27 protein-coding genes are annotated in these 22,614 nt (G+C 61.3%); 16 read left to right on the top strand and 11 right to left on the bottom strand.

Annotated features, from left to right (window positions below; translation table 11 throughout):
- Positions 1-6: 6 nt before the first annotated feature.
- The 5 genes from HCO70_RS10400 to HCO70_RS10420 all read left to right on the top strand — a co-directional run bounded on the left by HCO70_RS10400 (position 7) and on the right by HCO70_RS10420 (position 3,388).
- Positions 7-510 carry a hypothetical protein gene (locus HCO70_RS10400; protein WP_172295604.1) on the top strand — a complete coding sequence of 168 codons (504 nt, stop codon included), beginning with the start codon at positions 7-9 and terminating at the stop codon, positions 508-510.
- Positions 511-570: 60 nt separating this feature from the next.
- On the top strand, positions 571-813 hold the full coding sequence (locus HCO70_RS10405; protein ID WP_172295606.1) for a BolA/IbaG family iron-sulfur metabolism protein: 243 nt from the start codon (positions 571-573) through the stop codon (positions 811-813).
- Complete coding sequence (locus HCO70_RS10410; RefSeq protein ID WP_172295608.1) at positions 810-1,094, top strand: hypothetical protein; 285 nt, start codon at positions 810-812, stop codon at positions 1,092-1,094. Before HCO70_RS10405 ends, HCO70_RS10410 begins: the two co-directional genes overlap by 4 nt.
- A 9-nt stretch (positions 1,095-1,103) precedes the next feature.
- Entirely contained in the window at positions 1,104-1,466 is a 363-nt protein-coding gene (grxD, locus tag HCO70_RS10415; RefSeq protein ID WP_172296252.1) for a Grx4 family monothiol glutaredoxin, read from the top strand.
- A gap of 269 nt (positions 1,467-1,735) precedes the next feature.
- On the top strand, positions 1,736-3,388 hold the full coding sequence (locus HCO70_RS10420; RefSeq protein WP_172295610.1) for a calcium-binding protein: 1,653 nt from the start codon (positions 1,736-1,738) through the stop codon (positions 3,386-3,388).
- Positions 3,389-3,510: 122 nt separating this feature from the next.
- On the opposite strand, the gene HCO70_RS10425 is transcribed toward HCO70_RS10420, so the two are convergent.
- The gene (locus HCO70_RS10425) at positions 3,511-3,939 is read right to left on the bottom strand and encodes a cell division protein ZapA (RefSeq protein ID WP_172295612.1); all 429 of its coding nucleotides are present in this window, start codon (positions 3,937-3,939) and stop codon (positions 3,511-3,513) included.
- On the bottom strand, positions 3,932-4,420 hold the full coding sequence (locus tag HCO70_RS10430; protein WP_172295614.1) for a hypothetical protein: 489 nt from the start codon (positions 4,418-4,420) through the stop codon (positions 3,932-3,934). The genes HCO70_RS10425 and HCO70_RS10430 overlap by 8 nt, the downstream gene beginning before the upstream one ends.
- A 221-nt stretch (positions 4,421-4,641) precedes the next feature.
- On the opposite strand from HCO70_RS10430, the gene tkt reads away from it, so the two are divergent.
- From tkt to HCO70_RS10450, 4 genes are all read left to right on the top strand, one after another.
- A complete protein-coding gene (gene tkt / locus HCO70_RS10435; RefSeq protein WP_172295616.1) occupies positions 4,642-6,657 on the top strand; it encodes a transketolase in 2,016 nt (671 codons plus the stop codon).
- A 138-nt stretch (positions 6,658-6,795) separates the two neighbouring features.
- Complete coding sequence (locus HCO70_RS10440) at positions 6,796-6,939, top strand: hypothetical protein (RefSeq protein ID WP_172295618.1); 144 nt, start codon at positions 6,796-6,798, stop codon at positions 6,937-6,939.
- A 79-nt stretch (positions 6,940-7,018) separates the two neighbouring features.
- Complete coding sequence (gene gap, locus HCO70_RS10445; protein ID WP_172295620.1) at positions 7,019-8,020, top strand: type I glyceraldehyde-3-phosphate dehydrogenase; 1,002 nt, start codon at positions 7,019-7,021, stop codon at positions 8,018-8,020.
- Positions 8,021-8,232: 212 nt separating this feature from the next.
- Complete coding sequence (locus HCO70_RS10450) at positions 8,233-8,391, top strand: hypothetical protein (RefSeq protein ID WP_172295622.1); 159 nt, start codon at positions 8,233-8,235, stop codon at positions 8,389-8,391.
- Between the two features lie 88 nt (positions 8,392-8,479).
- Here the strand turns inward: HCO70_RS10450 and HCO70_RS10455 are convergent, their stop codons facing one another.
- Positions 8,480-8,938: a MarR family winged helix-turn-helix transcriptional regulator gene (locus HCO70_RS10455; RefSeq protein WP_172295624.1), complete on the bottom strand. Its 459-nt coding sequence runs from the start codon at positions 8,936-8,938 to the stop codon at positions 8,480-8,482.
- Between the two features lie 126 nt (positions 8,939-9,064).
- Between HCO70_RS10455 and HCO70_RS10460 the strand changes: the two genes are divergently transcribed.
- Positions 9,065-9,496, top strand: coding sequence for a VOC family protein (locus HCO70_RS10460; RefSeq protein ID WP_172295626.1), 432 nt, complete (start codon positions 9,065-9,067; stop codon positions 9,494-9,496).
- 102 nt (positions 9,497-9,598) lie between these two features.
- Here HCO70_RS10460 and coaD read toward each other — a convergent pair whose 3' ends face one another.
- The 3 genes from coaD to HCO70_RS10475 all read right to left on the bottom strand — a co-directional run bounded on the left by coaD (position 9,599) and on the right by HCO70_RS10475 (position 11,559).
- Entirely contained in the window at positions 9,599-10,087 is a 489-nt protein-coding gene (coaD, locus tag HCO70_RS10465; protein WP_172295628.1) for a pantetheine-phosphate adenylyltransferase, read from the bottom strand.
- Positions 10,088-10,156: 69 nt separating this feature from the next.
- Positions 10,157-10,591: a CBS domain-containing protein gene (locus tag HCO70_RS10470; protein WP_172295630.1), complete on the bottom strand. Its 435-nt coding sequence runs from the start codon at positions 10,589-10,591 to the stop codon at positions 10,157-10,159.
- 68 nt (positions 10,592-10,659) lie between these two features.
- Positions 10,660-11,559: a LysR family transcriptional regulator gene (locus HCO70_RS10475; protein WP_172295632.1), complete on the bottom strand. Its 900-nt coding sequence runs from the start codon at positions 11,557-11,559 to the stop codon at positions 10,660-10,662.
- Positions 11,560-11,686: 127 nt separating this feature from the next.
- Between HCO70_RS10475 and HCO70_RS10480 the strand changes: the two genes are divergently transcribed.
- On the top strand, positions 11,687-13,186 hold the full coding sequence (locus HCO70_RS10480) for a CoA-acylating methylmalonate-semialdehyde dehydrogenase (RefSeq protein ID WP_172295634.1): 1,500 nt from the start codon (positions 11,687-11,689) through the stop codon (positions 13,184-13,186).
- Positions 13,187-13,265: 79 nt separating this feature from the next.
- Complete coding sequence (locus HCO70_RS10485) at positions 13,266-13,682, top strand: hypothetical protein (protein ID WP_172295636.1); 417 nt, start codon at positions 13,266-13,268, stop codon at positions 13,680-13,682.
- Between the two features lie 2 nt (positions 13,683-13,684).
- Here HCO70_RS10485 and HCO70_RS10490 read toward each other — a convergent pair whose 3' ends face one another.
- A complete protein-coding gene (locus tag HCO70_RS10490; protein ID WP_172295638.1) occupies positions 13,685-14,596 on the bottom strand; it encodes a hypothetical protein in 912 nt (303 codons plus the stop codon).
- 284 nt (positions 14,597-14,880) lie between these two features.
- On the opposite strand from HCO70_RS10490, the gene HCO70_RS10495 reads away from it, so the two are divergent.
- On the top strand, positions 14,881-16,008 hold the full coding sequence (locus tag HCO70_RS10495; RefSeq protein WP_172295640.1) for a carboxylate-amine ligase: 1,128 nt from the start codon (positions 14,881-14,883) through the stop codon (positions 16,006-16,008).
- A 35-nt stretch (positions 16,009-16,043) separates the two neighbouring features.
- Here HCO70_RS10495 and HCO70_RS10500 read toward each other — a convergent pair whose 3' ends face one another.
- Positions 16,044-16,928 carry a hypothetical protein gene (locus tag HCO70_RS10500; RefSeq protein WP_172295642.1) on the bottom strand — a complete coding sequence of 295 codons (885 nt, stop codon included), beginning with the start codon at positions 16,926-16,928 and terminating at the stop codon, positions 16,044-16,046.
- A 131-nt stretch (positions 16,929-17,059) separates the two neighbouring features.
- Here HCO70_RS10500 and HCO70_RS10505 point away from each other — a divergent pair, with 131 nt between their 5' ends.
- From HCO70_RS10505 to HCO70_RS10515, 3 genes are all read left to right on the top strand, one after another.
- On the top strand, positions 17,060-18,205 hold the full coding sequence (locus HCO70_RS10505) for an acyl-CoA dehydrogenase family protein (protein ID WP_172295644.1): 1,146 nt from the start codon (positions 17,060-17,062) through the stop codon (positions 18,203-18,205).
- A 16-nt stretch (positions 18,206-18,221) separates the two neighbouring features.
- Entirely contained in the window at positions 18,222-18,875 is a 654-nt protein-coding gene (locus tag HCO70_RS10510; protein ID WP_172295646.1) for a helix-turn-helix domain-containing protein, read from the top strand.
- Positions 18,876-18,941: 66 nt separating this feature from the next.
- On the top strand, positions 18,942-19,142 hold the full coding sequence (locus HCO70_RS10515) for a DUF2892 domain-containing protein (RefSeq protein ID WP_172295648.1): 201 nt from the start codon (positions 18,942-18,944) through the stop codon (positions 19,140-19,142).
- Positions 19,143-19,184: 42 nt separating this feature from the next.
- On the opposite strand, the gene HCO70_RS10520 is transcribed toward HCO70_RS10515, so the two are convergent.
- The 3 genes from HCO70_RS10520 to HCO70_RS10530 form a co-directional block, all read right to left on the bottom strand.
- A complete protein-coding gene (locus HCO70_RS10520) occupies positions 19,185-20,654 on the bottom strand; it encodes a TRAP transporter large permease (RefSeq protein WP_172295650.1) in 1,470 nt (489 codons plus the stop codon).
- Between the two features lie 3 nt (positions 20,655-20,657).
- Complete coding sequence (locus HCO70_RS10525) at positions 20,658-21,347, bottom strand: TRAP transporter small permease (protein WP_172295652.1); 690 nt, start codon at positions 21,345-21,347, stop codon at positions 20,658-20,660.
- Between the two features lie 73 nt (positions 21,348-21,420).
- Complete coding sequence (locus tag HCO70_RS10530) at positions 21,421-22,428, bottom strand: DctP family TRAP transporter solute-binding subunit (protein ID WP_172295654.1); 1,008 nt, start codon at positions 22,426-22,428, stop codon at positions 21,421-21,423.
- Positions 22,429-22,614: the final 186 nt, after the last annotated feature.

Genomic DNA, 22,614 nt, shown 5'->3' on the forward strand with positions numbered 1-22,614 from the left:
TGAACCATGACAACGCTTCCTGACCTCGCATCTGACTGTAACGCCTGCGCCGCGCTGTGCTGCGTCGGCCTAGCCTTCGACGAAGGGGATGATTTCGCGATCGATAAGCCCGCCGGCCTACCCTGTCCGCATCTGGGCACCCGGCACGACTGTACGATCTACGAGTATCTCGAGGAGGAAGGCTTTCCCGGTTGTGTACGCTACGAGTGCGAGGGGGCCGGCCAGCGTGCTATTACCCTTCATGGCGGCGAAAGCTGGCGAGACGACCTGGAACTGCTGGCGCCGATGCTGGAGACCTTTAGGCACCTGCGCACCATTCACAGCCTGCTTACGCTGCTCGATACCGCACGCCGACTGCCGCTGGAGGAAGAAGAGGAAGACCGCTGGGAACACCTGATGGAAAGCCTCTGCCCTGACGAGATGACGCCAGACGTCGCCGCCGAAATCGCTTCGGGGACAATTCTCGCGGAGGCACGCGATTTCCTTCGTTCGCTCGCCCATCACGTGTGAAATCTTGCGGCTTTCCTGAACGCCACATACATCTATAATACAAGGATCGGAGCAACCCACATGGCAATGCAGGCACAGGAAATCGAAGAACTGATCCGCGCGGCGTTTCCGAACGCGGCGATCACGATCACCGACCTGGCCGGCGATGGGAACCACTACGCGGCCGAGGTAATCGACGAGAGTTTCCGCGGCCAGAACCGGGTTCAGCAGCAGCGCGCAGTTTATGCCGCTCTGAAGGGAAAGATGGACGGGGCACAGGGTGAGTTGCACGCTCTGGCACTGACTACGAAGGCACCCGGATGACTCTCGCATTCTGGATCCTGGCCGTCATCGGTGTGCTTGTAGCGCTTGCGATTCTGATCGAATACAGCATGAAGCGCGGCCGGTATCGCCCGCTTTCGACCTATGCCGTGAACCAGCGGCGCTGGGATGATCCGGCGAGCGACCGCAGTCCGGTCTCAGTCACCGGTGGAACATGGGTCCGCAAAGACCATGAAATGAACGATGGCCGCACCTACATGGTGTCGAAAGACCCGCAGGTTCAGGCGATAGAGTTGATGCCCAGCAAGGCGCGAAAGGACTGACGAATGACCATGACCGACACCAAGAACCAGATCGACGAAATCGTGAAAACGAACGATGTCGTCCTGTTCATGAAGGGCACAAAGACAATGCCGCAATGCGGCTTTTCCAGCCGTGTCGCTGGCGTGCTGAACTTCATGGGCGTCGACTATGCGGACGTGAACGTGCTGGCCGATGACGATGTTCGCCAAGGCATAAAGGATTATTCCGACTGGCCGACAATTCCACAGCTTTACGTCAAAGGCGAGTTTGTCGGCGGCTGCGATATCGTTACCGAGATGACCTTGTCCGGCGAACTTGATCAGCTATTCGACGACAAGGCTGTAAGCTACGATAAGGCGGCCGCGGAAAAGATCCGCGAAGCGAACGGCTAGGACACTTCCGGTCCAGACATCCCGGCACGGTGCGTTAAGCGCGCCGTGTTTTTTGTATGTGTTGGCTCGCTTTTCAAACAAACGATACCTGTGCAACGCTCTTACACGGCCACGGCGGAACCACAAAAATCAGAACTCCAGCCTATCGGTCGTTCCCCGGTAATTGTGCCGCGCTTGGCGCTCAGCTGTGCTATTCTAGCGAATGTTATTGAGTTAAGAATCAACTATTTCGGGTACCCCTATTTGGATCAGACGCTAGGAGAATCACCATGAGCGTTGTGTCAAAAACAAATCTCAACCCACTGTTTCTGTATAACCTTTCTACATATCGGGGGACGCGCTTCGCTGATGTTCTTGCCGCACCCGGACCGGATTACCGCGTTCTCGGCCTCGGCGGCGACGACACCCTGACCAGCTTTTTCAACCGTACATTCCTATTGGGCGATAAGGGAAACGACAGCCTGACCACGGAGCTGACCATCGACGATTTTGGCGTCGAACCGCTGGAAGTCGTCGCCGTTCAAAGTGGCGGATGGGGCCGCGACAGCCTGTCGGCATATCTGGACGTTACAGCCGATGAGAGCGTTTCGACCTGGATTGTGCAGGACGGCGGCCCCGGCGACGATGTCATCAACGCGTCTAGTATCGTGGATAGCTACGGTGACGAGGTCAGCATCATCAACAAGATATGCGGCGGATTTGGGAATGATATCATCGATGTCCTCGCCCTAAGCGACGGCCCACCCGGGTCGAGCTTTCTCTACAACGAGGTGAATGGCGGACACGGGAACGATACGATTACCGTCATCGCCGATGGCGACTTCGACGGCTCCGACAGCACAGCGATCAACAAGGTCTGGGGCGGTTTCGGAGATGACGTGATCGACGCAACTGCGATCGTCGAGTCAAATTCTCCCAACCTGGCAGCCAACTACCTCTTCGGGCAGGGAGGCAACGATCGGATCAGCGCCTTCGTTCATACCGACTCAAACGGCGCCACGCCGATCGGATTGAACTGGATCAACGGTGGAAGCGGCAATGACATCATCCATGCCGAGCATTCGACTGATGGAGAGAACTTCATCACCGACGTGACCAATGAAGTTTACGGCGGAACCGGAGGCGACGAAGTCACGGCATACATCCTGGCACTCGCCGAGGAAGATGCCTTCGCAGCCAACAAGCTTTACGGAGGGCATGCCGACGACGTGATGGCGGCCTGGATCGAGGCCGTCGCAGATGGTACCGCCGAGGCAACGAACACGCTCAGCGGCGGCAAGGGCAATGACGTCCTGACCGCCTGGGCTTCGGCACTGAATTCCTTTGGCACATCGAGTACGGCCTTTGCGCTGAACCTTTTGGAGGGGGGGCGTGACAATGACACGCTCGAGGCGACGATTGCCCCCGGCTCCAATGGCAGAAGCGAGCTATATGGCGGGAACGGCAATGACAGCCTGAGCGTCGTGGGCGGGGACGGAAATATCCTGGACGGCGGGGTGGGCGACGACACAGTTACCGGTGGCGACTACCAGGACTTGCTGATCGGTGGGAAAGGCGAAGACGCGCTCGAGGGCGGACTGGGCGACGACGAATACTGCGGCGGTGCCGATGCCGACACTTTTGTTTTCACGGCCGCCGAGGATCAGGGTATCGAGACACTGCAGGACTTCAACAGGACCCAGGATCGGCTGCGTTTTCTGGACGTCGACGATTTCGGGATGCAGGGGCTTGTCGATGACCTCGATCTTATTGCGAGTTTCGCAGACAGTGGACCGGGCGGCAATGTCGAAGTGACGCTCAACTCTGGAACCGTACTGACCTTTGTCGGGCTGGGAACCGGAACTGTCGACAGCTTTGCGGATCTTGTCGACGATCCCATGGCTCAATTGTTGGGTGCGAGCGATCCGCTGATGATGACCTGAGAGCTAGCCAGTAATCGCCGACACAGGCACGGGGCGGCCCTGTGCCGCCTCGGTTGCGCCGGGTATTAGGCTCTCAGAGTGTCAATCGCGGGCGTTCTGTACACTGCGGTTGCCCAGCGTCTTTACTGCCCGACGACGGCTCCGACTTTTTTCTCGTCGACGCGCGAGGCGATGCGCTCGGCGCGGGCAGCGAGTTGCGCAAGGGCATCTTCCAGACCATCGGGAAGCACTTCGACCTCGATCCGCTCGGGCTCCGGAACCGCCGCCGGCGCGGCCTCTGCCCCATTCCGAGCGCGTTCGAGTTCCGCGGACAGGGCCGCCACCCTGGCCTCGGCTTCGCGCAGCTGTTCTTCCATTCCGGCCGTCTTGTCTGCCAGCATCAGCCCCGCCATTAGGAGCATCCGGCTCTCCGGCAGTCGCGAGACCTGGCCTGACAACGCTGCCGCCTCTGTATCCAAGAGACCTGCAGCAGAGTGCAGGTACTGCTCTTCGCCTTCCTGGCAGGCAACCGCGTAATCGCGCCCGCCGATCGTGATCTTGACCTCAGGCATCGCGGGCCTCCTCCAGCATCGGCTTCAGTTGGCCGAGGATCGTGTCCATCTCTGCCCGGTCGCCGTCTCGTGCAACCCGCAAACCTTCCAACTCGGACATCATCGCCTGATTGATGAGGTGGGGCTCAGTGACGCCGGCTTCTGCCGCCTCACGCAGCGCCTGGATCGACTGACGCAGCTGGGTATTCGTGCGCCGCATTCTTTGCGCCTGGATTTCCGCGTCGCCCAGCTCGCGTTTCAGCTGGTCGATTTCAAGCTTGCTCTGACGTTCGATCTTTTCCAGTTTCTCGCGCTGCGACTTCAACCGCTCTTCCAGTTGTGCGCTCGCCTCGCGTTCGGCCTGCAGTCCTTCCTGAAGCCGCGCGAATTCCTCGGGGTCTATCTGGGCGCCGCTCGAAGGGGCCTCCAGTTCCTCGACACCGCCGGCGATCCGCTCCAGCGCTTCACGCAGCCGACGCTGCAGTTCCGCGATTTCCGTCATTTAATCTCCCGCTTTCGCTTCGCCTTGTAACGCATTCCGCCAAGACCAAAATTCGGCCCGGCGAATCGCGCGCCAGCGCGTTTTCCGGCAATTCTAGCCAAGCGTATCCCGAATTGCTGCCCCTCATTTCCAGCCAATGCTTTACGGGGCGTGCTTGAACTCCGCCGCAACGCTGCTATGACCCGCCGAAACCACGCCGAGACGGAAAGGACCCTCCGCAGATGGACATCGCCGCGCTCAAGGAACAGCACCCCGATCACTGGAAAATGGCCTGCGCCATCCGTGCCCTGGCCATGGATGCCGTTGCCGCCGCCAATTCCGGCCATTCCGGCATGCCAATGGGCATGGCAGACATTGCGACGGTCCTGTTCGGCAAGCACCTGAAATTCGACGCCGCGAACCCCGAATGGCCAGATCGCGACCGGTTCATCGTGTCGAACGGCCACGGCTCGATGCTGCTTTACGCCCTTCTCTACCTGACCGGGAACCCCGAGATCACGCTGGAAGAGATCAAGAACTTCCGCCAACTCGGCGCCAAAACCGCCGGCCATCCGGAGAACTTCCTTGCCCAGGGCATCGAGGTGACAACTGGCCCGCTTGGCCAGGGCATCTCCAATTCGGTTGGTTTCGCCATCGCCGAGGAAGTGCAGCGCGCGCGCTATGGCAAAAAGGTGGTCGATCACTATACCTATGTATTCGCTGGCGACGGCTGCCTAATGGAAGGCATAAGTCACGAAGCAATCGCTCTGGCCGGGCGCAACCAGCTAGGCAGGCTGATCGTCTGCTTCGATGACAACTCGATCACCATCGACGGCAACGTCGATCTTGCCGACACCACCGACCAGGTGAAGCGGTTCGAAGCAGCCGGATGGCATGTACAAGCAATTGACGGGCATGATCCTGACGCAATCGACACGGCGCTGATTGAGGCGAAAAAATCGCCGAAACCGTCGATGATTGCCTGCAAAACCCATATCGCGCTGGGGTCTTCTGCGCAGGACACCGCGAAGGGGCACGGCGCGTTGACGGATGCAAAGTTGATTGCGGACACGAAATCCGCCTATGGCTGGGATTACGGCCCGTTCGACGTACCTGCCGACATCAAATCCGCCTGGGAAGAATTCGGCGCGCGTGGCGCATCCGAGCGGAAAGCCTGGATTGAACGCTTTGGAACACTCTCCACCGGAAAACAGGCGCAATTCGAGCGTGAATTGTCCGGCGTCGTGCCGCCCAAGCTGTCTTCTGCCCTGCGCAAATTCAAGAAGGAGATGTCGGAAGAAGCGCCTAAACTGGCGACCCGCGCCGCTTCCCAGAAGGCGCTGGAAGTCATCAACCCGATCCTGCAGGAAACCATCGGCGGCTCGGCCGACCTGACCGGATCGAACAACACCGACACACCGGATCTCGGCGTCTTCGGACCAGATAATCGCAAGGGCCGCTACATCCACTACGGCGTACGTGAACACGGCATGGCCGCAGCCATGAATGGCATGGCGCTGCATGGCGGGGTGAAGCCGTACGGCGGCACGTTCTTCTGCTTCACCGACTATGCGCGGCCGTCGATGCGGCTTTCGGCATTGTCGCATATCGGCGTCACTTACGTGATGACCCATGACTCCATCGGCCTGGGCGAGGACGGCCCGACCCACCAGCCCGTCGAGCATCTTGCCATCGTGCGCGCAACGCCCAACACGCTGGTGATCCGTCCTGCCGATATCATCGAGACAGCCGAGGCCTGGGAAATCGCGATGATGCAGAAGAATCGCCCGACGGTACTGGTACTGACCCGACAGGGCCTGCCGACCGTACGCACCCAGCACAAGACAAAGAACTTGGTCTCGCAGGGGGCCTATGTGCTGGCGGAGGCGGAGGGCAAACGTCAGGTGATCCTGCTCGCGACCGGATCCGAGATTTCTGTCGCGCTGAAAGCCCGCGACACGCTTCAGGCTGAAGGGATCGGCACCCGCATCGTGTCAATGCCCAGCTTCGAGTTGTTCGCTGAACAGGACGACGCCTACCGTCGGCGCATCCTGCCCGGCGGAGCGGTCCGCGTCGGCATAGAGGCAGGGGTCCGCCAGGGATGGGACCGCTGGCTGCTGGGCGAGCGCGGCCGTGAAGCCAAGGCAGATTTCGTGGGCATGTCCAGCTTCGGCGCGTCAGCACCTGCGGGCGAGCTGTTCGAGCATTTCGGCATCACGCCCGAAGCGACCGTCGAAAAGGTCAAGGCGCTTCTCTGACGGCCGCACCTGCGCGCTCAGAAAGACCAGATAAAAGGGCCGGGTCACGCAAGTGGTCCGGCCCTTTAGGTTACCGGCTTGCTCCCGGTTGCCGCAATCGCCTATCTCGTCATCAGCTCGAAGAGATCAGAACCTGTCATGTCCAATCGCGTCGCCATCGGCCTCGGCCTCTGTATCATTGCCTTCCTGGTCTACGACGCGACGATGAGGGACTGGGAGATGAGCCTCTATCTGGGGCGCAAGGGAATGGATTTCATCGAATACCTGGCCTTCTGGCGCTAACGGTTCCTCGCCCCGGTTGACCTTTGCCGGAAAAAGCCATTCAACCATCTCAACGCATTGCAACCGAGAGGAGGTCTTCATGGCCGTGAAAGTCGCAATCAACGGGTTTGGTCGAATTGGACGCAACGTACTGCGTGCCGTCATCGAGTCGGGCCGCACCGATATAGAGGTCGTCGCCATCAACGACCTCGGCCCAGTCGAGACCAATGCACACCTCCTGCGCTATGACAGCGTGCACGGCCGTTTTCCCGGCACCGTAACCACCACCGAAGACACCATCGACGCCGGTCGCGGCCCGATGCGGGTCACTGCGATCCGCAACCCTGCCGACCTGCCGTGGAGCGACGTCGACATCGTGATGGAATGCACCGGCATTTTCACATCGAAAGAAAAATGCGCGCCACACTTGGAAAACGGTTCCAAGCGTGTGCTGATCTCCGCCCCCGGCGCGGGTGCCGACAAGACCATCGTCTACGGCGTCAACCATGACGTTCTGACCAGCGACGATATAGTCGTGTCGAATGCATCCTGCACCACTAACTGCCTCGCCCCGGTTGCCTATGTCCTGAACAACGCCATCGGCATCAAGCGCGGCTTCATGACGACAATCCACTCCTATACCGGCGACCAACCGACGCTGGATACGCTGCACAAGGACTTGTATCGCGCGCGCGCCGCGGCAATGAACCAGATACCCACGTCTACCGGTGCCGCCAAGGCCGTTGGCCTGGTGCTGCCGGAATTGAACGGCAAGCTCGACGGCGTTTCGATCCGGGTGCCGACGCCGAACGTTTCTGTCGTGGACCTGACCTTCGAATCCAACCGTGACACCACTGTCGAGGAAATCAACGACGCCATCCGCGCCGCGGGTGATGGAGAGCTGAAGGGTATTCTGGGTTATACCGACGACAAACTGGTATCGATGGACTTCAATCACGATCCGCATTCGTCGACCTTCGCCATGCCGGAGACAAAGGTCATGGACGGCAATTTCTGCCGCATCCTGACCTGGTATGACAACGAATGGGGCTTCTCCAACCGGATGAGCGATACGGCCGTGGCAATGGGTAAGCTGCTCTGAAGGCAATTACTCCATTAAAAACAGCTATCCGGGCGCCTGCGAAAGCGGCGCCCATTTTCGTTGGCTGCGCATAAGTCACAGTTACTTACCGGTTTTTTCGCTGCATTGCAGAAACTGCATGACGGCACTGCAGAAACTCGGCTTGTTCGACGCTAACATCGGGTCCAGATGTGGGTGGTGAAATTCAACACGCCCACAGAGAGAGAACTGAAATGACCTTCTTTGAAAAAGTTCGCGCCACGCGCGAGAAGCGCAAGCTCTACAACCGCACCGTCGCTGAAATCGAATCCCTGCCGCGCGACGTTGCCCTCGACCTCGGCATCTTTCCGGAAGACGCCCGCCGCATCGCCCGCGAAGCCGTTTACGGCTAAGGTTTATGACGCGGGGGGAGCATCGAAGTCAGAACAAGAGCAGAAACAGCCGCTGAAAGGCCGGACCCGCGTCCGGCCTTTTCGATTCCTAGTCGTCCGCCAATCCATTGAGAACTCGCAGGTCGCTGCGCAGACGCTCCGGCCGTTCAAGATCTCCCAGCTGTTCGTCCAGCGCGTCATGTTCCGCGCGCCATACTGGCATCGCCTGAACGAGCAGATCCCTGCCCGCATCCGTCAACGTCAGCCTTCTGCTGCGCGCATCGGATTCGTCCACATTTGTCTGGACCAGCCCACGCCGCGTCAGCGGCTTCAGGGCCGCGGTTAGGGTCGTGCGGTCCATTGCCAGAATCGAAACTAGGTCGGAGATACGGGGCGGATCCGGTCGATTCAGCGAAGTGAGAAGTGAGAATTGCCCATTCGTCAGGCCGAAGGGACGCAGCGCTTCATCGAAACGACGCGCCAACGCACGTGCCGCGCGCTGTACATGCAGGCACAGGCAGCGGTCGCGCACATCATGCGTCACCTCGATTGGCAGGTCTTCTCTCATGTTTGCCATATATACGTTGACATCAACCTTACTATCAAGCAGCCTCTCCCCGAAAATGGTGTTTCACGGGGCTTCGGGCGCATTTGCCACAGGGCGCCGCCCGAAACAAACAGGGAGTTGAGAATAATGGCTAGCCTGAGCAAGTCGGAACTGATGCGGGGCGTTCTGCCCTATCTTGCGATCAAGGATGCCGCAGATGCCATCAGTTTCTACAAGGTGGCCTTCGGCGCCGAAATGATCGGCGAACCATACGCGGACGAGCAGGGCAAGATTATGAATGCCAGTCTCGCGATCAACGATGGCACCATAATGCTGATGGACAACAACGAAGCGTATGGCATTGCGTCGGCAAAAGGCGACCGAAGCATGACCCTGCAACTCGTTGTCGATGACGGCACTGCCTGGTGGAACCGGGCGCTGGAAGCCGGCTGCGAGGTTTCCCAGGAGTACAAGCTGGAATTCTGGGGCGACTATTACGGGCGGATACGGGATCCGTTCGGATTGGAATGGGCCATACTGGAGCCCGGGGAGGAGCACAGGGCACAAGCCGCGGAGTGACGAGTCAGACCCGCCTGGCGTTTCGCGGCTTGAGTAAACCTGCGGTTAGGAAAAAATCTTGGTCTCGGTCTCGCCCGGTTGAACTGCAGCTTTCCGACGAAATCACGCGAATTTCGCGTTAAGCCGCTCGCAGACGGCAGGTGTGACAAATTTCGAGACATCGCCGCCCAGGCGAGCGATTTCCTTCACGAGTTTGGATGCGATGGCCTGATACTTGGCCTCCGCCATCAGGAACATGGTCTCGATCCCGTCGTCCAGCGCGCGGTTCATGCCGACCATCTGATATTCGTATTCGAAATCCGACACCGCGCGCAGGCCGCGGATGATGACCGAGGCGCCAACATCGCGGGCGCAGTCGATCAGGAGGTTCTCGAACGGGTGCACGACGATCTCGGCCCCGTTGAAACGCACTGCCTCGACTTCCGGCTGGATCATCTCCACCCGTTCGTCGAGCGTGAACAGCGGACCCTTGTCGCGGTTGATTGCGACACCAATGACCAGCCGGTCGACCAGTTTGGATGCGCGCTGGATGATGTCGATATGTCCAAGCGTCAGCGGGTCGAATGTGCCTGCATAAAGTCCGACGCGCATGTTCCATCCCCCCCTTTGGTGGGCGCACGCAACAATATTGCGCGGAGAATTGCAAGTCGATTAGGGGCGTCAGTGCCCCATGATCATCCCTTCGAGGGCTTCCTTCTCCATCGACAGTTCGGACAAGCGGGCCTTGACCACGTCTCCTATGGAGATCAGGCCGGTCATTTCCGTGCCCGCCATTACTGGCATGTGCCGAAACCGACCCTCGGTCATCTTGGTCAGGACGCTTTCGCCGGTCTCGTCCGCCGTGCAGGTGACGAGATCCCTTGTCATCAGGTCTTCGACCGTATCGGCCAGACAACCGGAACCGCGCCGGCCTAGCTCGCGGACAATGTCGCGCTCGGACAGGATGCCGAGCGGAACCTTTCCATCAGTGGAAACGACCACGGCGCCGATCTTTTTCTGGGACATCATTTCAGCGGCGGCGGATACCAGCATACCTGGTGGAATGGTGATGACATCACCACTGGGTTTCGACTGTAGTATCTGATGGACAAGCATTAATCTTTCCTCCCGCCACAATTCCTGCTCGTTACCTTATCGCAGCGTCACGCCTGCGGTGCGACCTGTCAAGCCAGCGATTGCTCAAGCTGCGAGACTTCGCCTTTCAGCCCTGCAGCCAATGCTTCGGCCACGCGACTCAGCCGTTCGACCCTGCGGTCATCCGGATGCCGTATCAGATAGAAACTGCGTTTAAGTGAGAAAGCCTTGGGCAGGATCCGCCGGATTCGAGGCGAGAACGGCAGCGCGAAGTCGTGCAGGATGCCAATGCCAGCGCCCTGACGCATGAGGTGGACCTGTACCATGACCGAGTTGGAGGCGAGAGCGACACGGTCGATGCCAGCCTCGGCCAGATAGTCGAGTTCCTTGTCATAGATCATGTCGGGGATGTACCCGATCACCGGGTGATGCCGAAGGTCGGCCAGGCTCTCAATCGGGGCGGCCCGGCGGAGGTAGCTGTTATGTGCGGCAAGGTGCAGGTGGTAGTCGGTCACCTTCTGCACGGTCAACCGGCCCGTGGCCGGCGCGCTTACGGTGATCGCCATATCGGCCTCGCGCTTGGACAAATTGACGACGCGGGGAAGCGAAACGATCTGGATCTCCAGTTCCGGGTTGTCGGCAGAGATGCGGGCGCAGATCTGAGGCAGTAGGTAGTTGGCGCAGCCGTCGGGCGCACCGATGCGTACCTGACCGGTCAGACGGCCCGCCTGCCCGCCGATTTCTTCCGCAGCGCCAGTAACGGCCTGTTCGGCGCGTTCGGCGTGATCCAACAGACGCTGGCCGTCCACGGTCAGCGCGTATCCCTGCGGCGACTTGGCGAATAGCGGCGCGCCCATCGCTTCCTCCAGCCGCTGCATCCTCCGTCCAACAGTTGCCGGGTCGAGCCGCAACTGCCGACCGGCCCCGGAGAGGCTCTCCGACCTGGCCACGGAAAGGAAAACTTTCAGGTCATCCCAGTTGACTTCCATCTGTGTACCCACATTTCTGCAAAACCCTTTTGAGAAACTCGCTCTTTTTCCGGGATATTTGCAAGCCTATGGTCACGCGCAAGCGCCGGGCCCCACGGCCGGCACCGGGTAAGCAGGAGGAGCCCCAATGGAAGAACTCAGCCACTACATCAACGGCGAGCACGTCAAGGGTACGTCGGGCCGCTTTGCCGACGTCTACAATCCCGCAACCGGCGAAGTGCAGGCCAAGGTGCCGCTTGCCACCGTCGAGGAGCTGAACGAGGCGGTCGCCAAGGCAGCCGAGGCGCAGAGGGGCTGGGGCGCAACCAACCCGCAGCGCCGCGCGCGGGTGATGATGAAATTCGGCGCGCTGATCAACGAGCACATGGACGAGCTGGCCGAGCTGGTCAGCCGCGAGCACGGCAAGACCCTGCCCGACGGCCGCGGTGACGTGCAGCGCGGGCTTGAAGTGGTCGAGGTTTGCATGGGCGCCCCTTCGCTGCTGAAGGGCGAATTCACCGATTCCGGAGGGCCTGGCATCGATCTTTACTCGATGCGTCAGCCCTTGGGCGTGGTTGCGGGCATCACCCCGTTCAACTTCCCGGCGATGATCCCGCTGTGGAAGATGGCCCCTGCCCTGTCCTGCGGCAACGCGATGATCCTGAAGCCGTCCGAGCGCTGCCCGTCGACGTCTCTGCGCCTTGCGGAGCTGCTGAAGGAAGCCGGGCTGCCGGACGGCGTGCTGCAGGTGGTGAACGGCGACAAGGAAGTGGTCGACGCGATCCTCGACAATGAGACGATCCAGGCGGTCGGCTTTGTCGGCTCCACCCCGATCGCGCAGTACATCTATGGCCGCGCCGCGACAAACGGCAAGCGCGCGCAGTGCTTCGGCGGTGCCAAGAACCACATGATCATCATGCCTGACGCCGACATGGACAAAGCGGCGGATGCGCTTGTAGGCGCCGGTTTCGGCGCCGCTGGCGAGCGCTGCATGGCAATCTCCGTCGCAGTGCCGGTCGGTCAGAAGACCGCCGATACGCTGATCGAAAAGCTGGTGCCGCGAATCGAGAAACTGAAGGTAGGTCCGTACACGGCCGGCGAGGACGTGGACTACGGTCCTGTCATTACGGCGCAGGCAAAGAACCGTATCCTCGGGCTGATCGACAGCGGCGTCGATCAGGGCGCCGATCTTGTGATCGATGGCCGCGGCTTTGCCCTGCAGGGCTACGAAGACGGTTACTTCGTCGGCCCATCGCTGTTTGACAAGGTCACGCCGGAAATGGACATCTACAAGGAAGAGATCTTCGGCCCCGTCCTCAGCCAGGTGCGCACCGACAGTTACGAGGAGGCGCTGAAGCTGACAATGGACAACCCCTATGGCAACGGCACCGCTATCTATACGGCCGACGGCGACACGGCGCGCGACTTCGCCAACCGGGTGAATGTCGGGATGGTGGGTATCAACTTCCCGATTCCGGTACCGCTGAGCTATCACACCTTCGGCGGCTGGAAAAAGTCGGCCTTCGGGGACCTCAACCAATACGGTCCTGATGCCTTCCGCTTCTACACCAAAACGAAAACGGTCACCGCGCGCTGGTTCTCCGGCATTAAGGAAGGCGGCGAATTCAACTTCAAAGCCATGGATTAACGGCCGGTTAAGTGCTAGCTAACGGGACGCGCGGTCTGCCGGCCGGGCGTTCCCGAATTCCAGCACACGACCGTTTCCGATGTCTGTCACCTATCGCATCTATCGCGAGCTTGGCCTTGTCTATGTCCGCTATGAAGGGTTCGTCGAGTTCGACGCCACTTCTGACGCAGTGGGCCGGTACATCCAGGATCCCGACTACCGTCCGGGGCAGAAGCAGTTTGTCGATTTGTCCGCGGCCACCGGTTACGAAAACGACTATGCCAAGCTCTTTGCGCTTCAGGCAAAGAAGGCGGATGCGTTCCTGAAGGGACTGCAATGCCTAATCGTGTATTACGCCCCGACAGAGACATCCAACACCATCGCCCGCCTCGCCGCACGGGCATGGGACGAGACGGCATCGGTCATAGCCCGCGTGATAGATAACGAAGCCGAGGCGCTTGCAGTCGTCGGGTTGTCCGAGACAAGCATCGAAGAACTGACGAAGCGCCCCGTCTGATCTTATGCCCTGCGGTTCGCCGCCTGGCGTCGGGCCGGGCGTATCAGATTGGCCGGACGCGGCGGACGCATCTTCACCGGTTGGCCGTTCGCCCAGGCGATCGACTTCGGCGGCAGGATCGGGCGAGACGGAGTAACGCGACGGCCGAGCGCTTCGGAAATGTCTCGCGAAAACCGGCTGTGCAACTCTTCCAGTTCGCGTGCGCTTCCCCGGATGGCGCAGGGCGCATCGTCCTGTCCCTGGATCCGAATGTAGAGCGAGGCACCGCTGTCCTTCCCTTCCACACGCCTGACGTAGATGCTTTCTATGTTCCGCATTGGGATCCGCCCTTTGACCGTCTGCTTGTCACCTGAATTCAGCGTCATGAGTTGCAGTTCCCGCTTTTTCCGGTCCAGTTCGACAGCCTTGCGGAAGCCTCGTCCCGAGAACACGAGGAGACCGAAACCGGTGCCCGCGAAAGCGGTCGAAAGCATAAGGCTGGACCAGATAGGGCTCAGCTCGCCGAGCGAAGGGAAGATAAACCATACGAACCAGCCGGCGAACAGCATCGCCATCGCCAGGAAGCGCGCCGCACATTCGGCACAGCTCCTACCTTTGCATATGCGAGCATCCTCGCTGACGCGGTATCCGGCCTTAGCCGGTTCGATTTTCAGGCTCCGCCAGTGGATGGAGGCTTGCCGCCCCGCTTTGATTTCTTGCTGCATGACCTTGTTCCGTTGTCCCGTCTTTACGTAGCGGCACTTTTCACAGCGAATCATGACCAGATTGCGTCGGGAATAGCGCGATTCTTCGGTTTGTAAAAAAATTGTTAACTTCTGAATGACCCTATTCGAAGCGTTTGCGGGTACATGATTGTATGCAATCTCAATCTCACGCTGACGTAAGGTAATATGGATGCAAGTATCTGATTTCATTTGGGCCGCATACCTGATGCCAGTCGCCAAAGGCCGCAAGCGTCACTTGTTTCAAATGAAGTGATTCGTTGCAGATCCAGCATTTCATTTCCAGCCGAAAGCGCGTTCGGTCGTCATAATTCTGCCCAGATTAAGCGACCCATGCTACCGCTAACATATCTCGGAATCCGAATGCGGATTTCTGCCTGGCTAGTATTCTGGCGAATCCGGAGGGGCCTTCATCACCCAATTCTTGCTGTGACGTCATCGCTCTGCTTTGTTCGAGCGAAGCGAAGGGGAGAGAGTTGACGGAACCGAGCTTCACCATAGGGATCGAAGAGGAGTATCTCCTCATCGACCGAAAGACGCTGGAACTGGCAGACGCGCCGCAGGCGCTGATGGACGAATGCACCGAGGCTCTGGGGGGAAAGGTCTCGCCGGAGTTCCTGCGGTGCCAGGTGGAAATCGGCACCTCCGTCTGCCGTACGATTGGTGAGGCGCGCGAGGACCTCAGGCATCTGCGCGGCACCGTGGCCGAGGTGGCGGAGCGGCATGGGCTGGCACCGCTGGCGATCTCCTGCCACCCGACGGCGGATTGGAAGAACCAGCATCACACCGACAAGGAGCGCTACAATGTGCTGGCGCATGATCTGGCCGGGGTGTCGCGACGGATGCTGATCTCTGGGATGCATGTGCATGTCGGGATCGAGGAGGACGATCTGCGGATCGACCTGATGAACCAGTTCTCCTACTTCCTGCCGCATCTGCTGGCTTTGAGCTGTTCGTCGCCTTACTGGCAGGGGCAGGACACCGGGCTGTCGAGCTATCGGCTGACGATCTTCGACAACCTGCCACGAACCGGGCTGCCGCCGCAGATGGCGAGCTATGGCGAGTATGACCGGTCGGTGAAGGCGATCGTGGCGACGGGGGCGATCGAGGACGCGACGAAGGTCTGGTGGGACATGCGGCCGTCGTGCCGGTTCCCGACGTTGGAGAGCCGGATTTGCGACAACTCTCCGAGGATGGAGCATGCGCTGACGATCGCAGCGCTGACGCAGGCGACGATGCGGATGCTTTGGCGGCTGCGGCTGCGGAACCAGCGGTGGCGGACTTATGATGCCTTCCTGGTGGGAGAGAACCGGTGGCGGGCGCAGAGATATGGGATGAGCGAGGGGCTGATCGATTTCGGGCGTGGCGAGGTGGTGCCCTATCCGGAGCTGCTGGAGGAGTGGATCGGGCTGGTGGCGGAGGATGCCGAGGCGCTCGAGTGTCTGGATGAAGTGGCGGGCGCGAGGGACATCGTGGACGGGGGGAACGGGGCCGACAGGCAGCGGGCTGTCTGGGCGCGGGCGCTGGCCGAAACCGGGTCAGATGAGGAGGCGATGCGGGCCGTTCTGGAGGCGATGATGGCCGAGTTTACGGCCGATCTGTAGAGCGTCCCCATGGGGACGCCATCTAAGTTATTGATTCAAGGCATGTTTGCGCTAACGTCCGACTGGGGACGCTCCATGGCTTCGGCAATCGGTAGATCCAGAAGTTCCTCGACGAACCAGGCCGCCTTTTGCGCGAAGCCCCGGTCGTGCCAATAGCCGTTGTGACACCACGGATTCCAGCTTTGCAGCAGCCGCCAGCCGACATTGACCTGATAGTCGGCCAGTTCGCCCCGTGAGCACAGCTCTTCATAACCGCCGCTGAGCGGTGCCAGCGGGAAGCCGAGCGGATCGTGTCGGTCGTAGTAGTTCCGCCACCACGGATCGGACCGACGCGCCGGGTTGCCGGGAAAGGCGATTGGCTGCACCTCTTCCAGAGAGAAGGTGAAGATCGGGATATTGCAGCCGAAGGTCAGCATGCCCGACAGCGTCTCGAACCGCTGGAACGGCGTCGGCCGCTCCCGGTAGCCGTGGGTCACGTCCCAGATGTAGTTCGACATCATGTGGCAGCCGAGCGAATGCGCCAGGATCAGAAGCGGTGTTCCTTCGGGCACGTCCCGGTCGAGGTCGGCAAGCGTCAGGTCGATGCGCTGATGCACCGCCTCGTAGGCCGAGCGCCGCTTTTCCCGCGGCGGAAAGTAGTTCGCGGCATCGGCCAGCCGGTGCATCGCGTAGCTGCGCAGCATGCCGAAGCTGGAAACCTTGCGCATCGCCTGTTCGAATTCGTCCTGCCGCTTCTGCACGATGTCGGCCCAGAACACCTCTCTCCAAGCGATCTCGGCATCGAAGCGGTGGGTACCGACTGCGGCCCGCAGCCGCTCGTGCAGGCGTGCGGAATAGGTCAGCTGGCCGGTTTCGTCCGGGTGCTGCTTGCGCTGCCGGCCCATGCCGTGAACGACCGCGATTGCGAGTTTCCGCGTCACCGCCCTGCCCCTGTGGTTGCGGGCGCACCATAAACAACCCTGTCGGGGGAGCGGAAGCCCCGGATGCGCCCTGCCCTTGCAAACCGGCAGGGCCTGTCGGAATGCTGGGCAAACGGCTTTGGGAGGAGCGTATGGATTTCGCGCTGAGCGAAGAGCAAACCGCCATCTTCGACATGGCGTGCGGCTTTGGCGAAGAGCATATCGTGCCCTTCGCCCGTGACTGGGAACGCGACGGGACCATACCGAAGGAGCTTTGGCCCAAGCTGGGCGAGTTGGGGTTCGGCGGGATCTATGTGTCCGAGGAGAGCGGCGGCACCGGGCTGACCCGGCTGGATTCCACGCTGGTCTTCGAAGCTCTGAGCCGCTCCTGCGCCTCGGTCGCGGCCTTTCTGTCGATCCACAACATGTGCCTCGGCATGCTGGACAAGTTCGGCTCCGACGCGCTGAAGGCGCGTTACCTGCCCGGCGCGGTCGCGCTGGAGACGGTGTTTTCCTATTGCCTGACAGAGCCCGGTTCCGGTTCGGACCCGGCGGCGCTGCGGACGCGGGCGGAGCGGACGAACGAGGGCTGGCGGCTGAGCGGGACCAAGGCCTTCATCTCGGGCGGCGGCTATTCCGATGCCTATCTCTGCATGGTTCGGACCGGCGAGGACGGGGCGAAGGGAATATCGGCGGTGATCGTCGAGGCGGGCGCGGCCGGGCTGAGCTTTGGCGCGCTGGAAGAGAAGATGGGCTGGCGGTCTCAGCCCACCGCGCAGGTCCAGTTCGACGGTTGCGACATTGGCGCCGACGCCCTGCTGGGCGAAGAGGGCAAGGGGTTTTCCTATGCGATGGCGGGGCTGGATGGCGGGCGGCTGAATATCTCTGCATGCTCACTGGGAGCGGCGCAGGCGGCGCTGGAGGCGACGCTGGATTACATGGCCGAGCGCAAGGCGTTCGGAAAGAGCATCGACCAGTTCCAGGCGCTGCAGTTCCGGCTGGCGGAGATGGAAATCGAGTTGCAGGCGGCGCGGGTGTTCCTGCGGCAGGCGGCGTGGAAGCTGGATCAGGGATCGCCTGACGCCACCAAGTTCTGCGCGATGGCGAAGAAATTCGTGACCGAGGCAGGAAGCCGCGTGGCGGATCAGTGCCTGCAGCTGCATGGTGGCTATGGCTATCTGGCGGATTACGGGATCGAGAAGATCGTGCGCGACCTGCGGGTGCATCAGATCCTTGAAGGGACAAACGAGATCATGCGGCTGATCGTGGCACGGGCGCTGCTGGCGGAGCGCGGATGACGGCAGGGCGGCACCGGTGAGCTGGACCGCCGAAGCCCCTGCCCTGCGCGGGCTGGACCCGGACACTCTGCGCCGGCTGGACCGCCTGACGCCTGCGCAGGCCTCCAAGGGCGCGGTGCTGTTCCGTCCGGGCGACGCCGTGAAAGGCTATGTCGTGGTTCTGGAGGGGCGCGTCGGCGTCTACCTCGTCGGGCCGACCGGGCGGGAGATCCTGCTATACGACGTGGCCCCGGGCGAAAGCTGCATCCAGTCGACGCTGGGCCTGCTGGGCGAGGAGAAATACAGCGCCGAGGCGGTGGTCGAGGCGGATGCGCGGGTGGTCCTGCTGCCGCGCGTGCTGTTCCTTGAGCTGATCGACAGCGCGCCGGGGTTCCGGCGTATCGTCTTTGGCGCGCTGGCGCAGCGGCTGCAGAACGTTATGCATATCCTCGAGAACGTCGCCTTCCTGAAGATCGAGGCACGGCTGGCGCGGTATCTGCTGGATCACGCCGACGGGTCCGGCGCGGTCGCCGCGACTCAGGCGGAGCTGGCGCGCGGGATCGGTTCGGCGCGCGAGGTGATTTCTCGCCGGCTGGACGCGATGGCGCGGCAGGGGCTGATCCGGAACGAGCGCGGACGGATCGAGGTGACCGATCCGGCGGGGCTGCGGCGCCTGTCCGAAGGGATGTGACCAAGTCACAGACCGGCTTGTGCAGCCGCGATACCTTCTGTCCGAGAGACACGGAAGGAACAAGCCATGCTCAAGAAAAACGTCGGCGCCGTCGACCGCGGGCTGCGGATCGCGGTGGGGATCGTCCTGCTTGCCTGCTATTTCATTTTCCCGGACGCAGGCTATCGCTGGGCGTTCCTGATCGGGATCATACCGCTGGCGACAGGGCTGTTTTCCACCTGCCCGCTGTACTCAATCTTCGGGCTCAGCACCTGCCCGATGAAATAGGCCGGACGTACCCGCGCATCGATATGCGCGGGCACGGACGCGTCAGTTAGTGATGATCTCCGGCCCCATCAGGCTGGTCGGCAGCCAGGTGGAGAGCCACGGGATGTAGGTCACCATGATCAGGAAGATGAAGAGGATGCCGAGGAACGGCAGCGCCGCCTTCACCACCCGCATCATCGGCATTCCCGCGACGCCGGAGGTCACGAAGAGGTTCAGACCGACCGGCGGGGTGATCATGCCGATTTCCATGTTCACCACCATGATGATGCCGAGGTGAATCGGGTCGATGCCGAGCTGGATGGCGATCGGGAAGACCAGCGGCGCGACGATGACGATAAGGCCCGACGGCTCCATGAACTGGCCGCCGATGAGCAGGATCACGTTGACCACGATCAGGAACATGACCGGGCCGAAGCCGGCGTCGAGCATGGCGCCCGCGATCTGCTGCGGGATCTGCTCGTCGGTCAGGACGTGCTTGAGGATCAGCGCGTTGGCGATGATGAACATCAGCATGATGGTCAGCTTGCCGGCCTCGAACAGGGTGTCCCTGGTGTCCTTGTGGAAGAAGGCCGTGATCAGCGCCCAGGGCTTCTGCAGCAGGTTGGACTTGCGCGGGATGGCCATTTCGGGCGTGGCGGCGGCGTTCAGCGAGTGGCTGCCGACCTCGATGTAGTCGGAGGTGGCCATCGTGTGGTGCTTTGCCGCCAGCGGGCCGATGTCGCGGTAGACGAACATGGCGATGATGAAGGCGTAGACGGAGGCGACGGCGGCGGCTTCGGTCGGGGTGAAGATCGCGCCGGTGATGCCGGGGATGCCGTAGATGCCGATCATGATGATGGCGATGAGCATCAGGCCCCAGAAGGCGTCGCGGAAGGAGCTTCCGACTTCGCTCCAGCCCAGCCATTCGCCTTTGGGCATGTTGCGGACGATGGCCATGATGTAGATGGCGACCATCAGCATGACGCCGGCGAGGATGCCGGGGATCACGCCCGCGAGGAACATGCGGCCGACGGAAACGTCGGTGGCGGAGGCGTAGACGACCATCACGATGGAGGGCGGGATCAGGATGCCGAGGGTGCCGGCGTTACAGATGACGCCGGCGGCGAATTCCTTGGAGTAGCCGGCCTGTTTCATCGCGGCGATGACGATGGAGCCGATAGCGACCACGGTGGCGGGAGACGAGCCGGAAAGCGCGGCGAAGAGCATGCAGGCGAAGACGCCGGCGATGGCGAGGCCGCCGCGGAGGTGGCCGACGCAGGCGATGGAGAAGCGGATGATCCGCTGCGCCACGCCGCCCGTCGACATGAAGGACGAGGCCAGCACGAAGAACGGGATGGCGAGCAGCGTGTAGTGACCGGCCATCGCCTGGTACATCGACTGCGCGATCGAGGCGAGCGAGGTATCGGAGAAGACCAGCAGGAAGATCATCGAGCTGAGGCCCAACGACACTGCGATCGGCACGCCGATCAGCAGGAAGCCGATGACCATGACGAAGAGAAGGACGACGTCCATGGATCAGGCCTCCTTTGCCCGGGCTGCGGCTTCTTCGACCGCGTCTTCGGCTTCGTGACTGGCGATCAGCGAATCCCTGCGTCCGAGGAACAGGTCCACCGTTGCCTCAATAATGCGGAACAGGATCAGTGCGGCGCCAACGGGCAGGATCGTGTAGGGTATTACGCGGGGGAGCTTTTCATACTCTTCGCCATAGTTGATGGCATCCTCCAGCCAGCGGAACATGCCCAGCATCGGCACCTGGTCGGTGACGTAGAAGGCGCGGTCGCGAACCCCTTCGGTGAACCCCGTGGGAAACCAGCGTCCCTCGGTCGGCTGCAAGGCGGCGAACGGAGCCCAGTAGTCCCATGCGCCCTTAAGGAGCAACAGCGCGTAGACAATGCAGCATGCGGCGGCGATCAGCGCGAGCACCCTGCGGCCCGCCGGCGGAAAAACATTGGTCAGGGCATCGACGCCGAGGTGAGCGGTGACCTTGAAGCCGTAGCTTATGCCGAAGAGCACGAGCCAGGCGAAGAGGATCAGCGTGACCTCGAGCCCCCAGATCAGCGAAGTGTTGAAGCCGTAGCGCAGAACCACGTTGACGAAGGTGACCAGCGTCATCAGCCCGAGCAGGACCGCGATCAGGGTTTCTTCGATTGTATTGATGACACGTCCAAACGCCGTTCTGGCGTGATACCCGGAATGGCCGCTCATGGCGTGCCCCCTCCCCTGTGCAAATCACGAACGGACCCGGCCTCCCAGTCCGGGTCCGCCCGCTGTCGTTATATCACATCGAGGCGTTGATGTTCTGCGCCGCTTCGATGTTGTCGGTGCCGACATCGCCTTCGAACTGAGTCCAGACCGGCTTCATCGCGTCGACCCAGGCCTGACGCTGTTCCGGCGACAGTTCGCGGATCTCGCCGCCCGCATCCAGGATCGCCTGGCGTGCTTCTGCATCGACCTCTCCCACGGCAGCGTTCCGCTCGGCCGTGACTTCGTGAAGGATGGTCAGGAACTGGTCGCGGACGTCCGCGTCGAGGCTGTCGAGCCAGTCGACCGAGGTCACGACGAGGTAGTCGAGAACACCGTGGTTGGTCTCGGTGGAGCCGTCCTGCACTTCGAAGAATTTCTGGCCGTAGATGTTGGACCAGGTGTTTTCCTGACCATCGACAACGCCGGTCTGCAGTGCGCCGTAAACTTCGGAGAAGGCCATCGGCTGCGGCGATGCATCGAGAGCTTCCATCTGGGCGACCAGCACGTCGGAGGGCTGCACGCGGAATTTCAGCCCGGCGGCATCCTCGGGTGCGAGCAGCGGCTTGTTGGCCGAGAACTGCTTCATACCGTTATGCCAGAAATCGAGGCCGAGCAGACCGCGGCGAACCATGGATTCCTTCATCGCCTGGCCGGTCTCGGACGCCTGGAAGACATCGACCGCTTCGATATTCTTGAACATGAACGGAAGGTCGAAGATGCGGAAGACCTTGGTGAAGGCTTCGAACTTGGACAGTGACGGCGCGGCGAGCTGCACGTCGCCCTGCAGCATGGCCTCGAGCACCTGGTCATCGTTGTAGAGCGTGGAGTTCGGGTAGACCTCCATGCACATCGTGCCGTCCATCTCTTCGTTCACGCGGTCGCGAAGCAGGTTCGCCGCGATGCCCTTGGGATGGGTGGCTTCGTTTGTGACGTGGGCGAACTTGACGACGATTTCGCCGTCGCCGCACGCATCCTGAGCCAGGGCAGCCTGCGCGGACAGCACAAGAGCGACCGCGGTTGCGGCCTGGGTGAAGAATTTCATCGGTATCCTCCCGATTGGTATGTTGTTCCTCCGAGGGCCCGTGTCGGGGCCTCGCGGCGAGTGAAATCGGCGGAGGATCGCCGGGCAAGCAAAACTTGACGGATTCGTGATCCCGGATGAATTGCGTTTCTTAACAGCGATTTAGATCGGGGCGCACTACAAAATTGTCCGCCACGACAATTGCAG

It is taken from the genome of Pseudoruegeria sp. HB172150 (genome assembly GCF_013184805.1).
Lineage (GTDB): Bacteria > Pseudomonadota > Alphaproteobacteria > Rhodobacterales > Rhodobacteraceae > Psychromarinibacter.